The sequence below is a fragment of the Streptomyces sp. NPDC047515 genome (assembly GCF_040643055.1).
Classification (GTDB): Bacteria; Actinomycetota; Actinomycetes; order Streptomycetales; family Streptomycetaceae; genus Streptomyces.
Genome location: NZ_JBEYTM010000056.1, coordinates 39873 through 52898, shown reverse-complemented (window position 1 = coordinate 52898; position 13026 = coordinate 39873). Strand labels below are relative to the sequence as shown.

General features: G+C 71.2%; 13 protein-coding genes and 1 pseudogene. 11 read left to right on the top strand and 3 right to left on the bottom strand.

Annotated features, from left to right (window positions below; genetic code table 11):
- The 4 genes and pseudogenes from ABZ826_RS31890 to ABZ826_RS31875 all read left to right on the top strand — a co-directional run.
- A pseudogene (locus ABZ826_RS31890) lies at positions 1-150 on the top strand (4-hydroxy-3-methylbut-2-en-1-yl diphosphate synthase); the annotation flags it as partial.
- Between the two features lie 167 nt (positions 151-317).
- Positions 318-1163 carry a GNAT family N-acetyltransferase gene (locus ABZ826_RS31885; RefSeq protein WP_361456070.1) on the top strand — a complete coding sequence of 282 codons (846 nt, stop codon included), beginning with the start codon at positions 318-320 and terminating at the stop codon, positions 1161-1163.
- A gap of 64 nt (positions 1164-1227) precedes the next feature.
- Entirely contained in the window at positions 1228-1797 is a 570-nt protein-coding gene (locus ABZ826_RS31880; protein ID WP_361456067.1) for a GNAT family N-acetyltransferase, read from the top strand.
- Between the two features lie 107 nt (positions 1798-1904).
- On the top strand, positions 1905-3605 hold the full coding sequence (locus tag ABZ826_RS31875) for a proline--tRNA ligase (RefSeq protein ID WP_361456064.1): 1701 nt from the start codon (positions 1905-1907) through the stop codon (positions 3603-3605).
- A 65-nt stretch (positions 3606-3670) separates the two neighbouring features.
- On the opposite strand, the gene ABZ826_RS31870 is transcribed toward ABZ826_RS31875, so the two are convergent.
- Genes ABZ826_RS31870 through ABZ826_RS31860 form a run of 3 tightly spaced genes read right to left on the bottom strand, consistent with a single transcriptional unit; the run spans position 3671 to position 5644 of the window.
- A complete protein-coding gene (locus ABZ826_RS31870; protein WP_361456061.1) occupies positions 3671-4573 on the bottom strand; it encodes an aminoglycoside phosphotransferase family protein in 903 nt (300 codons plus the stop codon).
- Positions 4574-4601: 28 nt separating this feature from the next.
- Positions 4602-5120 carry a ferritin-like domain-containing protein gene (locus ABZ826_RS31865; protein ID WP_361456058.1) on the bottom strand — a complete coding sequence of 173 codons (519 nt, stop codon included), beginning with the start codon at positions 5118-5120 and terminating at the stop codon, positions 4602-4604.
- Positions 5117-5644 carry a hypothetical protein gene (locus ABZ826_RS31860; RefSeq protein WP_361456055.1) on the bottom strand — a complete coding sequence of 176 codons (528 nt, stop codon included), beginning with the start codon at positions 5642-5644 and terminating at the stop codon, positions 5117-5119. The genes ABZ826_RS31865 and ABZ826_RS31860 overlap by 4 nt, the downstream gene beginning before the upstream one ends.
- Positions 5645-5820: 176 nt before the next feature.
- Between ABZ826_RS31860 and rimP the strand changes: the two genes are divergently transcribed.
- The 7 genes from rimP (at position 5821) to truB (ending at position 12946) form a co-directional block, all read left to right on the top strand.
- On the top strand, positions 5821-6318 hold the full coding sequence (rimP, locus tag ABZ826_RS31855) for a ribosome maturation factor RimP (RefSeq protein ID WP_361456052.1): 498 nt from the start codon (positions 5821-5823) through the stop codon (positions 6316-6318).
- A gap of 2 nt (positions 6319-6320) precedes the next feature.
- Positions 6321-7361, top strand: a complete 1041-nt coding sequence (gene nusA, locus ABZ826_RS31850) for a transcription termination factor NusA (RefSeq protein ID WP_361456049.1) — start codon at positions 6321-6323, stop codon at positions 7359-7361.
- 181 nt (positions 7362-7542) lie between these two features.
- Positions 7543-7821: a YlxR family protein gene (locus ABZ826_RS31845; RefSeq protein ID WP_361456046.1), complete on the top strand. Its 279-nt coding sequence runs from the start codon at positions 7543-7545 to the stop codon at positions 7819-7821.
- Between the two features lie 147 nt (positions 7822-7968).
- Entirely contained in the window at positions 7969-11052 is a 3084-nt protein-coding gene (gene infB / locus ABZ826_RS31840; RefSeq protein ID WP_361456043.1) for a translation initiation factor IF-2, read from the top strand.
- A 166-nt stretch (positions 11053-11218) separates the two neighbouring features.
- Positions 11219-11515, top strand: a complete 297-nt coding sequence (locus ABZ826_RS31835; protein ID WP_361456040.1) for a DUF503 domain-containing protein — start codon at positions 11219-11221, stop codon at positions 11513-11515.
- Positions 11516-11540: 25 nt separating this feature from the next.
- Positions 11541-11993, top strand: a complete 453-nt coding sequence (rbfA, locus tag ABZ826_RS31830; protein WP_361456037.1) for a 30S ribosome-binding factor RbfA — start codon at positions 11541-11543, stop codon at positions 11991-11993.
- Positions 11990-12946 (top strand): tRNA pseudouridine(55) synthase TruB, encoded by a 957-nt coding sequence (truB, locus tag ABZ826_RS31825; RefSeq protein WP_361456034.1) that lies wholly within the window; start codon positions 11990-11992, stop codon positions 12944-12946. The genes rbfA and truB overlap by 4 nt, the downstream gene beginning before the upstream one ends.
- Positions 12947-13026 lie beyond the last annotated feature (80 nt).

Sequence of the window (13026 nt, the reverse complement as noted above, 5' to 3'; positions counted from 1 at the left end):
AAGGGGCAGATCTTCGTGAAGGGCGAGGTCATCAAGACCGTGCCGGAGTCGAAGATCGTCGAGACGCTGATCGAAGAAGCCCTGAAGATCGCCGAACAGATGGAGAAGGACGGCGTCGCCTCGGGCGAGCCCGAGGTCTCCATCAGCTGAACCACGATGTGCCCCACCGCGCCCCGCCGGACGAACACCACCCGGCGGGGCGCGGTCGTGAGCGACCTCACGGTGCTCTGCAAACGCTCTTTCCGGGCCTGGGCGGCGCCACCGAGCCTCTTTGGGTACAGTGCGGAAATCAGCAGACCGCATGGTGAGGCCCCCTCGTGTTGACGCAGACGACCACCCGGGTCCTCGAACCCAGCGACCTCGGCGCCGCTCTCGCCATTCTGGAGAGCGAACCCGTCGCCAACGCGTTCGTGACGTCCCGGGTCCAGATCGCGGGTCTCGACCCATGGCGCCTCGGCGGCGAGATGTGGGGCTGGTACGCCGACGGCAGGCTGCGCTCACTGTGCTACTCCGGTGCCAACCTCGTACCGATCTGCGCCACCCCCGAGGCGGTCAGGGCCTTCGCCGACCGCGCCCGCCGGACCGGCCGCCGCTGCTCCTCGATCGTCGGCCCCGCGGAGCCCACCGCCCAGCTGTGGCGGCTCCTCGAACCCGGCTGGGGCCCCGCCCGCGAGGTCCGGGCCCATCAGCCGCTCATGGTCACCGAGAGCCCGTCCGCCGACGTCACCCCCGACCCGCTGGTCCGCCGGATCCGCAAGGACGAGATGGACGTCCTGATGCCGGCCTGCGTGGCGATGTTCACCGAGGAGGTCGGCATCTCCCCGCTCGCGGGCGACGGCGGACTCCTCTACCAGGCACGCGTCGCCGAACTCGTCGGCGCCGGCCGCTCCTTCGCCCGGATCGAGGACGGCCGGGTCGTCTTCAAGGCGGAGATCGGCGCGGCCACCCCGCAGGCCTGTCAGATCCAGGGCGTCTGGGTCGCCCCCGAACACCGCGGCCGGGGGCTCTCCGAGACCGGTATGGCGGCCGTCCTGCGCTACGCACTGGCCGACGTCGCACCCGTCGTCAGCCTCTACGTGAACGACTACAACACCCCCGCGCGCAAGGCGTACGCCAGGGTCGGCTTCCGTGAGACCGGCACGTTCATGAGCGTGCTGTTCTGACCGGTCGACGACCGGCTCCACCACCCCGTACCGCCCGCGCCGTCCGGGCCAGTAGGGTCGGCCCATGGCAGCACTTCCCTGGGGCGGTCCCCGCACTCCCGGCGTCCGGATCGGACCGATCGATCTCGCCGCGCGCGTGGACGAGGCGCTCGCCGTGCAGGCCGTCGCCTTCGGCCTGGCCCCGGAGGAGATCGAGGTACGGCGCCACATCGTTCTCAGGCACCTCGAACACCCCCACGCCCGCGCGCTGGGCGCCACCACCACAGGCGGCCGGCTCGTCGGCTTCGTCTACGGCATGCCGAACGAACGCCACCAGTGGTGGTCCGCCGTCGTCGAGCCCTACCTCCGCGCCACCGGCTCCGCGTACTGGCTCGACGACTCGTTCGTCATCACCGAGCTGCACGTCCTCCCGGAATTCCAGAACCGGGGCATCGGCCGCGCGCTGATCACCACCATCACGGACACCGCCGACCAGCCCCGGTCCATCCTCTCCGCGATCGACACGGACAGCCCGGCACGGGGGCTGTATCGCAGTCTCGGATACCAGGACCTGGCCCGGCAGGTGCTCTTCCCCAGCGCTCCCAAGCCGTACGCGGTGATGGGGGCCCCGCTTCCGCTGCGCCGCAAGGTCTAGGGTCCTTCGTCCGGCGAAAGAACCCGGGGCCGGAGCCAATCGATTTCCGCCCACCGGTGCCGCCCGGCTAACCTCACGCTCATCACCCTTCCGAGCAGGAGTTCATCATGGCCCAGGTCCAGCGCATGTCCCGATTGATGATCAAGACACTGCGCGACGACCCGGCGGACGCCGAGACGCTCAACCACAAGCTGCTCGTCCGGGCCGGATACGTGCGTCGCACGGCGGCCGGAATCTGGACCTGGCTGCCGCTGGGAAAGAAGGTCCTGGAGAACATCACCCGCGTCGTGCGCGAGGAGATGGACGCCATCGGCGGCCAGGAAGTACTGCTGCCCGCGCTGCTCCCGAAGGAGTCGTACGACGCCAGCGGCCGCTACGACGAGTACGGCGATCTGCTCTTCAAGCTCAAGGACCGCAAGGGCGCGGAGTACCTCCTCGGCCCGACCCACGAAGAGATCTTCACCCAGGTCGTCAAGGATCAGATCACGTCCTACAAGGACCTGCCCGTGATCCTGTACCAGATCCAGACCAAGTACCGGGACGAGGCCCGCCCGCGCGCCGGTGTGCTGCGCGGCCGCGAGTTCCAGATGAAGGACTCGTACTCCTTCGACACCACGGACGAGGGGCTGGTCGAGGCGTACCAGCTGCACCGCGCCGCCTACATCCGGATCTTCGAGCGGCTCGGCCTCGACCACCGCATCGTCTCCGCCGTCTCCGGCGCGATGGGCGGCTCGGCCTCCGAGGAGTTCCTGGCCCCCGCCCCGGCCGGTGAGGACACCTTCGTCGACTGCCCCGCCTGCGACTACGCCGCCAACACCGAGGCCGTGACCTTCAAGGCCACCGCTGTGGACGGCTCGGCCCACGGCTCCGTCGAGGAGCTGGACACCCCCGACACCCCGACCATCGAGACCCTCGCCGGGCACCTGGGCGTCCCGGCCTCCGCGACCCTGAAGAACCTGCTGGTCAAGGTCGACGGCGAGATCGTCGCCGTGGGCGTGCCCGGCGACCGCGAGGTCGACCTCGGCAAGCTGGGCGAGCACCTCGCGCCCGCAGTCGTCGAGCTGGTCACCGCGGACGACTTCGAGGGCCGCCCCGACCTGGTCCGCGGCTACGTCGGCCCGCAGGGCCTGGAGAAGGTCCGCTACATCGCCGACCCGCGCATCGCCGCCGGCACCGCCTGGATCACCGGTGCGAACAAGCCCGGCACCCACGCGAAGAACGTCGTCGCCGGGCGTGACTTCGAGGTCGACGACTACCTCGACGTCGTCGTCGTCCAGGAGGGCGACCCGTGCCCCAAGTGCGGCACCGGCCTCAAGCTGGACCGTGCCATCGAGATCGGCCACATCTTCCAGCTGGGCCGCAAGTTCGCGGACGCCTTCCAGCTCGACGTGCTCGGCCAGAACGGCAAGCCGGTCCGGGTCACCATGGGCTCGTACGGCATCGGCGTCTCCCGCGCCGTCGCCGCGCTCGCCGAGCAGACCGCCGACGAGCAGGGGCTGTGCTGGCCCCGCGAGATCGCCCCGGCCGACGTCCATGTCGTCGCGGCGGGCAAGGCCCTCCAGACGGAGCTGGCCCTCGACGTCGCCGACAAGCTCGCCGCCGCCGGTGTGCGGGTCATGGTCGACGACCGCGCGGGCGTCTCGCCCGGTGTGAAGTTCACCGACGCCGAGCTGATCGGCATCCCGAAGATCCTGGTCGCGGGCCGCCGCTCGGCCGAAGGCGTCCTGGAGCTCAAGGACCGCCGTACGGGCGAGCGCGAGGAGCTCACCGTCGACGAGGCGATCGCCCGACTCACCGTCCGGGGCTGACACCGGACGGACGAAGCCGCAGGCCCCCGCGCATCGCGCGGGGGCCTGCGGCTTGCCGTGCCCCGCTACAGCCAGCTGGCGAACTCCAGCGTCAGCTCGCCCTCCTGGCGACGGCCGACCGCCAGCGCCCGGGTGCCCGACTCCACCGCACGGAACAGCGTCCAGCCGTGCAGCCGTTCCCGGTCCACGTCCAGCGAATCGGCGAGCTTCTTGATCCGGCGCCGGGCCGTCACCGCGCCGCCGGGGGAGGCGATCAGGTCCTCGACGCGATCGCGCACCAGGCGCGCCAGATCGTAGGCACGCTCGCCCACCAGCGGCTCCGGCCCGACCGTCAGCCAGGGCGCCCGCTCGCCCGCGAGCACCTTGCTCTGGCGGAAGTTGCCGTGCAGCAGCAGGAGTTCGCAGGAGCCGGCGACCAGCTCCGCACGCGCCGCGAGCGCCGCGGAGACCAGTGGCTCCAGGCCCGGGTCCGCCGCGGCGAAGGCCCGCATCGGCTCCGTACGACGCGCGGTCCGCTCGGTGACCGTCTCGAACCCGTGTCCGGCCGGGGGCTCGACCCACAGCCGGCGTACCGTCCCCGCCGCCTCCAGCAGCGCCTTCGCCTCCGGCAGTGAGCGCAGTGACACCTCGGGGTGCAGCCGTTCGAGCAGCAGCGCACCGGGGCCGGTGGCGACGAGCCGCACCGCACCCCAGCCGTTCCAGTGCGCCAGCGCGGCCTGCTCCAGCTCGGGTGCGGCTCCGGACGGAGCGATCTTCAGCGCCGCCGGGGTGCCGTCGGAGCATGTCACCAACAGGACCAGACTGCTGCGGCCCCCGGGGGCGGCCACCCGGTCCACGGTCAGCTGCTCCCCGGTCGAGGCCAGCGCTTCCTCGGTCAGTGCGGGAAGGCGCGCGAGCCAGTCGGCGGCCGAATCCCCGTACGACTCGCCGAGCGCTCGCACCAGACGCTGCGGCGGTTCGAAACCCATACGTGCTTTGTTCCCTTTCAGAGGTTCTTCAGTGCGTCGTGCCGGTCCCGTTCCTCACACCGGCCCTGTCCTTCGTGCCGGACCCGGCCTTCGCGTCGGACCCCGCCGCCGCGCCGGTCCCGTCGGCGGTCCGCTCGGCGAGCCCGGGAAAGGGCACGCCGCTGCCCCGCCAGCGGACCGCTCGCACCGCGGCCTCCCGCAGCGCGTCCGCGGCCTCCCGCCGGAGCGGCCCTTCGGCGGCCCGTACGAGATCGGAGTAGACGTCCGCCACTCGGTCCTCCAGCAGGGCGGCCAGCCGCACCGCCGCGGACGGGTCCGGCACCGCGAACGGCAGAGCGTACGCGGCCTGCGCGGCCACCGGTTCACCGCCCAGGTCACGCACGGTCCGCTGCAGCGCGTCGCGCCGGGCGCGGTGCGCGTGGTACGCCGCCGTGGCCTCGGTCCGGCGGCCGCCGGCGACCCGGCCGCCGACGACCCCGTACCCGTACACCGCCGCGTGTTCGGCGGCCAGGGCCGCCTGCGCCGCCTTTTGTGTCCCGGCGTTCATGACGAGGTCTCCTTGGCCAGTTCGGACAGCAGATAGGCGTGTGCAGCGCCCGCCGCCGCGATCGACGCCAGCAGCCGGGCCAGCTCGGGCGGGGCCTTCAGCAGCGTCACCGTGTGGGCGTCCGAGGCGCGGCGCTCCGCCTCTGCCAGCTCCTTGACGGCGGCCCTGGCGTCGGTCGCGCGGGTGTGCGAGAAGACCGGCGTCCCGCCGCTGTCGGATGCCAGCGCCTCGGCGTGGGCCCGTACGGCGTCCCGCAGCGGCGAGAGCCCGGCGGCGGTCGCCGGGTGGGCCCGGACCACCTGCTCGTACCGGGCGAGCAGTTCCCTGCTGGTACGGGCGGCAGTCGCCCGGAGCGTCCGCTCCGCCCGTGCGGCCGAGGCCTGCTCGGCCGGGGTCGCCCCGTCGGGCCGGGCGGAGCCCTCCCGCTGCCCGGACCCGTCACCGCAGCCGGCCAGCACCGCCCCCATGGCGATCGCCCCCGTCGCGGTGAACGCACCTCTGCGCGTCGTCCCCGTGCGCCGCACTTGTTCTCCTTCGGGCTTGGACCTGTCTTGACTGGATCTGTCCTGAAGTGATCACCGCAGGCGAGCGTACCCGCGGTCGCGGAGCACGCGGACGGCAACACCCCTCGGGACCGGATACCCTTTGACCTGACACGCGAGATCCCCACAACAGCACACGCGGCCGAGGAGTCACCCGGATGAGCACCACCCAGAGCGAGAGGCTGCGCGGACTGCTCGAACCGCTCGTCAGCGCCGAGCAGCTGGATCTCGAAGAGATCGAGGTGTCCCGGGCCGGCCGCCGCCGGGTGCTGCGGATCGTCGTGGACTCCGATGAAGGCGTGGAGCTGGACGCCTGTGCCCGGCTGAGCCGCGCGCTCTCCGAGAAGCTCGACGAGACCGACGCGATGGGCGACGACGAGTACGTCCTCGAAGTCAGCTCGCCCGGTGCCGACCGTCCGCTGACGGAGCACCGCCACTACGTACGTGCCACGGGCCGCCTGGCCAAGCTGCAGCTGCGCGAGGGCGGTGAGCTGGTGGCCCGCATCCTCGCCGTGGACGAAGAGGGGCTCGACCTCGAAGTCCCGGGCGTCAAGGGCCGCAAGCCCACGTCCCGCCGGGTCGCCTTCGACGAGATCGCCAAGGCGCGCGTGGAGATCGAATTCAGCCGCAAGGACAAGAAGGAAGAGGAGGCGTAGCCGTGGACATCGATGTGAAGCTCTTGAAGGGCTTGGCACAGGACAAGGAGATCCCCTTCGACGTGCTCGTCGAGGCGATCGAGTCGGCCCTCCTCATCGCCTACCACCGTACGGACGGGAGCCACCGCCGCGCGCGCGTGGAGCTCGACGAGCGCGGTCACGTGACGGTGTGGGCGAAGGAGGACCCGGCCGACCTCGAACCGGGCCAGGAGCCCAAGGAGTTCGACGACACCCCGTCCGGCTTCGGCCGGATCGCCGCGACCACCGCCAAGCAGGTCATCCTGCAGCGTCTGCGCGACGCCGAGGACGACCGGACGTTCGGGGAGTACGCGGGCCACGAGGGCGATGTCGTCACCGGTGTCGTCCAGCAGGGCAAGGACCCGAAGAACGTCCTGGTCGACATCGGCAAGCTGGAAGCGATCCTGCCGGTGCAGGAGCAGGTGCCGGGCGAGGAGTACACCCACGGTCTGCGCCTGCGCACCTACGTCGTACGCGTGGCCAAGGGGGTGCGCGGTCCGTCCGTGACGCTGTCGCGGACCCACCCCAACCTGGTCAAGAAGCTCTTCGCGCTGGAGGTCCCGGAGATCGCGGACGGTTCCGTCGAGATCTGCGCGATCGCCCGCGAGGCCGGTCACCGCACCAAGATCGCGGTCCGTTCGACCCGCTCCGGGCTGAACGCCAAGGGCGCCTGCATCGGTCCGATGGGCGGCCGGGTGCGCAACGTCATGGCCGAACTGCACGGCGAGAAGATCGACATCGTGGACTGGTCGGACGACCCGGCCGAGATGGTCGCCAACGCCCTGTCGCCCGCGCGGGTGAGCCAGGTCGAGGTCGTGGACCTCGGCGCACGGTCCGCCCGGGTCACCGTTCCGGACTACCAGCTGTCGCTGGCGATCGGCAAGGAGGGGCAGAACGCCCGCCTCGCCGCCCGCCTCACCGGCTGGCGCATCGACATCCGTCCGGACACCGAGACCGACGCCGAGCGCGATGTCGCCGACCGTGAGCGGGCCGAGCGGGCCCGTGAGCGTTCCGAGCGAGGCTGACCCGGCGACGCGGTCGGCCGGCCCGCGCCGGACCACCGGACACCGTCGGGAACGGGCGTCCGGGGGCGGTGGCGCGGGCCGCAGGGAATAGATCTGAGCGGCACGCCGCTGAGAACACGACAACATCCGTTCGATTTTTGCCCCAAAGGGGTGGGGTCGGTGCGGGGAGGTAGACTTAGCCGTGTCTGGCCGGACGCACGCCCGCGCTTGCCCTGAGCGAACCTGTGTGGGATGCCGGGAGCGGGCGGCCAAGAACGAGCTGCTGCGCATCGTCGCGGACGAGGACGCCTGCGTCCCCGATCCTCGCGGTACGCTGCCCGGCCGGGGTGCCTATGTACACCCCGTCCCCGTCTGTCTGGACCTGGCGGTTCGCCGCCGGGCATTCCCCCGGGCCTTCAAGGCCAAGGGGCCGTTCGACCCCGCCGCAGTGCAGCGGTTCGTCGAGCGGGTGACACCGTAAGAAGTGAACGGCACGGGACCCCGTGCGGTCAGGTACCTCGCGAGTTGGAAGTAGGTCGAGATTGCGATGAGCACTCGATGAGTACGCGATGAGTACGCCCATGAAGTAGCGACGGTCCGGCGGTAACCCGGACCTAAAAGGAGCGAAGTGGCTAAGGTCCGGGTATACGAACTCGCCAAGGAGTTCGGCGTCGAGAGCAAGGTCGTCATGGCCAAGCTCCAAGAGCTCGGTGAATTCGTCCGTTCGGCGTCCTCGACGATCGAGGCGCCGGTTGTACGCAAGTTGACTGACGCACTGCAGGGGCCCGGCGGCAACGCCGGCAAGTCCGCTGCGAAGCCTGGTGCGCCCCGCAAGGCGGCGCCCGTGAAGCCCGCAGCGCCCTCCCCGGCCGCTGCGGCACGTCCCGCTGCCCCGAAGCCCGGCGCCCCGGCCCCCAAGCCGGCCCCCGCCGCATCGGCGAGCAGCACCCCCGCGGCGCCTTCCGCGCCGTCCGCCGGACCGCGGCCGGGCCCGAAGCCCGCGCCCAAGCCGGCTCCGGTGACCCCGGTCCCCGCTGCCGAGTTCTCGGCTCCGGCTCCGGCCCAGCCCGCTGCCCCGCAGCAGCAGGCCTCGCGTCCCACCGGCGCCACCCCCGGCCCGCGTCCCGCCCGTCCGGCTCCGTCCGGCGGTCAGCGTGACGGTGGTCGTGGTGGCGAGCGTGGCGACCGTCCCGCGCGTCCCGCGGGTCAGGGTGCCCCGCGCCCCGGCGCCCGTCCGGCCGGTCCCCGTCCGGGCAACAACCCCTTCACCTCCGGCGGCTCGACGGGCATGGCCCGTCCGCAGGCGCCCCGTCCCGGCGGCGCCCCGCGTCCCGGTGGCGGTCAGGACCGTCCGGGCGCCCCGCGTCCGCAGGGCGGCCCCGGTGGCGCCCCGCGTCCCCAGGGTCAGGGCGGTGCCCGTCCCACTCCGGGCGGCATGCCCCGTCCGCAGGCTCCCCGTCCGGGCGGTGCCCCCGGTGGTAACCGTCCGAACCCGGGCATGATGCCGCAGCGTCCCGCCGCGGGTCCGCGTCCCGGTGGTGGCCCCGGCGGTGGCCGTGGTCCCGGTGGCGGCGGCGGTCGTCCCGGCGGCGGTGGCGGCGCAGGTCGTCCCGGCGGCGGTGGCTTCGCCGGCCGTCCGGCCGGTCCCGGTGGCGGTGGCGGCGGTTTCGCCGGTCGTCCCGGTGGCGGCGGCGGTGGCGGTGCGGGTCGTCCCGGCGGTGGCGGCGGCTTCGGCGGTCGTCCCGGCTTCGGTGGACGTCCCGGCGGCCCCGGTGGCCGTGGTGGCACACAGGGTGCGTTCGGCCGTCCCGGCGGTCCCGCGCGTCGTGGCCGCAAGTCGAAGCGGCAGAGGCGCCAGGAGTACGAGGCCATGCAGGCCCCGTCGGTGGGCGGCGTCATGCTGCCTCGCGGCAACGGACAGTCCGTCCGTCTGTCGCGCGGTGCCTCCCTCACCGACTTCGCGGAGAAGATCAACGCCAACCCGGCGTCGCTCGTCGCCGTGATGATGAACCTCGGCGAGATGGTCACGGCGACGCAGTCCGTCTCCGACGACACCCTCAGGCTGCTCGCGGACGAGATGAACTACGTCCTTGAGATCGTCAGCCCGGAGGAGGAGGACCGCGAGCTGCTCGAGTCCTTCGACATCGAGTTCGGTGAGGACGAGGGCGGCGAAGAGGCCCTGGTCTCCCGTCCGCCGGTCGTGACCGTCATGGGTCACGTCGACCACGGTAAGACCCGACTGCTGGACGCGATCCGCAAGACGAACGTCGTCGCGGGCGAGGCCGGCGGCATCACCCAGCACATCGGTGCCTACCAGGTCTCCTCCGAGGTCAACGGCGAGGACCGCCGGATCACCTTCATCGACACCCCGGGTCACGAGGCGTTCACCGCCATGCGTGCCCGTGGTGCGAAGTCCACCGACATCGCGATCCTCGTGGTGGCGGCGAACGACGGTGTGATGCCCCAGACGATCGAGGCGCTGAACCACGCCAAGGCGGCCGAGGTGCCGATCGTGGTCGCGGTCAACAAGATCGACGTCGAGGGCGCGGACCCGACCAAGGTGCGCGGTCAGCTCACCGAGTTCGGTCTGGTGGCCGAGGAGTACGGCGGCGACACGATGTTCGTCGACATCTCCGCCAAGCAGGGTCTGCACATCGACCAGCTGCTGGAGGCCGTGGTCCTGACCGCCGACGCCTCGCTCGACCTGCGGGCCAACCCGGAGCAGGACGCACAGGGTATTGCGATCGAGTCCCACCTCGACCGCGGCCGCGGTGCCGTTTCGACCGTCCTGGTCCAGCGCGGCACGCTGCGCATCGGTGACACGATGGTGGTCGGCGACGCGTACGGCCGTGTCCGGGCGATGCTCGACGACAACGGCAACAACGTCGAGGAAGCGGGTCCGTCGACCCCCGTCCTCGTGCTGGGTCTCACCAATGTCCCGGGTGCCGGCGACAACTTCCTGGTGGTCGACGAGGACCGTACGGCCCGTCAGATCGCCGAGAAGCGTGCCGCCCGTGAGCGCAACGCCAACTTCGCCCGCAAGGGTGTCCGGTTCTCCCTGGAGAACCTGGACGAGGCGCTCAAGGCCGGTCTGGTCCAGGAACTCAACCTCATCATCAAGGGCGACGCGTCCGGTTCGGTGGAGGCTCTCGAGTCCTCGCTGCTCCAGCTCGATGTCGGCGACGAGGTCGACATCCGGGTCCTGCACCGCGGTGTGGGTGCCGTCACCGAGTCGGACATCGACCTGGCGACCGGCTCCGACGCCATCGTCATCGGCTTCAACGTCCGCGCTGCCGGGCGTGCCCAGCAGATGGCGGAGCGCGAGGGTGTCGACGTCCGCTACTACTCGGTGATCTACCAGGCCATCGAGGAGATCGAGGCGGCCCTCAAGGGCATGCTCAAGCCGGAGTACGAAGAGGTCGAGCTCGGTACAGCGGAGATCCGCGAGATCTTCCGCTCGTCCAAGCTGGGCAACATCGCCGGTGTGCTGGTCCGCTCCGGCGAGGTCAAGCGCAACACCAAGGCGCGCCTGCTGCGCGATGGCAAGGTCATCGCGGAGAACCTCAACATCTCCGGTCTGCGCCGCTTCAAGGACGACGTCACCGAGATCCGCGAAGGCTTCGAGGGTGGTATCAACCTCGGAAACTTCAACGACATCAAGATCGACGACGTCATCGCGACGTACGAGATGCGCGAGAAGCCGCGAGGCTGATCCGCAGGGATTTCCGGGGGAGACCCCGGACCTCTCTTCAAGAGTCGGGGCCGGTCGGCGGGTCATATTTCCGTCGATCGGCCCCGGCCGTTCCGTGTACGGTTCTTGTGTTCCTGCCAAGCGCTGGCAGGGCGCGAACCCGAACCGGCGGGACATCCGGACATACATGTATGTGGGGACACTGTCCTTCGATCTGCTTCTCGGCGACGTACGGTCGTTGAAGGAGAAACGCTCCGTCGTCCGCCCGATCGTCGCCGAGCTCCAGCGCAAATTCGCGGTGAGCGCGGCGGAGGTGGGCGATCAGGATCTCCATCGCAGGGCCGAGATCGGCCTTGCCGTGGTCTCCGGGGAAACCGGACACCTCACAGACGTTCTGGACCGGTGCGAGCGGCTGGTGGCCGCCCGGCCGGAAGTGGAGCTGCTGTCCGTACGACGGCGGCTGCACAGCGACGAAGACGATTGAGCAAGGCTGAGAAGGAGAAGGACCAGTGGCCGACAACGCGCGGGCGAAAAAGCTGGCGGACCTCATCCAGGAGGTGGTCGCCGAGAAACTGCAGCGCGGTATCAAGGACCCGCGTCTGGGTACGCACGTGACGATCACGGACACCCGGGTCACCGGTGACCTGCGGGAGGCCACGGTCTTCTACACGGTCTACGGCGACGACGAGGAGCGGGCGAGCGCGGCGGCCGGCCTGGAGAGCGCCAAGGGCATCCTGCGTTCGGCGGTCGGAGCGGCGGCGGGGACGAAGTTCACCCCCACGCTGGCCTTCGTGGCCGACGCCCTTCCGGAGAACGCCAAGGCGATCGAGGACCTCCTCGACCGGGCGCGGGCCTCGGACGCGCGGGTGCGCGAGGCGTCCTCGGGCGCCACGTACGCCGGTGGCGCGGACCCGTACCGCAAGGCGGATGACGAGAACGACGAGGACACCGCCTCCGAATGACATCGCAGAACAGGACACCCGGTCAGGGGCGCGGGATCGCGGCGACCTCTGACCAGGGTGGTGGTGGGCGCCGGGAGGACGGCCTTGTCATCGTCGACAAGCCGTCCGGCTTCACTTCGCACGACGTCGTCGCCAAGATGCGCGGCATCGCCAGGACCCGCCGCGTCGGCCACGCCGGCACGCTGGACCCGATGGCGACGGGCGTTCTGGTGCTCGGCATCGAGAAGGCCACCAAGCTGCTGGGCCATCTCGCACTGACCGAGAAGGAGTACCTCGGCACGATCCGGCTCGGCCAGAACACCGTCACCGACGACGCGGAGGGCGAGATCACCTCGTCCACCGACGCCTCCGGTGTGACCCGTGAGGGCATCGACGCCGGGGTCGCGGCCCTGACCGGACCGATCATGCAGGTGCCGTCCAAGGTCAGCGCCATCAAGATCGACGGCAAGCGGTCCTACGCCAGGGTGCGCGGCGGCGAGGAGTTCGAGATCCCGGCCAGGCCGGTGACGATCTCGTCCTTCCATGTCTACGACGTCCGCCAGGAGGTCGCCGAGGACGGCACGCCGGTCGTCGACCTGGTCGTCTCCGTGGTCTGCTCCTCCGGCACGTACATCCGCGCGATCGCCCGCGATCTCGGCGCCGGGCTCGGCGTCGGCGGTCATCTGACGGCGCTGCGGCGCACCCGGGTCGGGCCGTACGGTATCGACGTGGCGCGGACGCTCGACCAGCATCAGCAGGAGCTGACCGTGATGCCGGTGGCCGAGGCCGCCGCCTCGGCGTTCCCCCGCTGGGACGTGGACGAGAAGCGCGCCAAGCTGCTGTTGAACGGGGTGCGGCTGGACATGCCCGCCTTCCCACCGGGTCCGGTCGGGGTCTTCGGGCCGGACGGGCGCTTCCTGGTTCTCGTCGAGGAGCAGAAGGGCAAGGCCAAGAGCCTCGCCGTCTTCGCCTGACGGGCGATCCGGGGCCGGAAGACCCCATCGTGGAGCGGGCGGAGCCCCCGCGCCCGCTCCACGGTCCCCCCAACGATTCC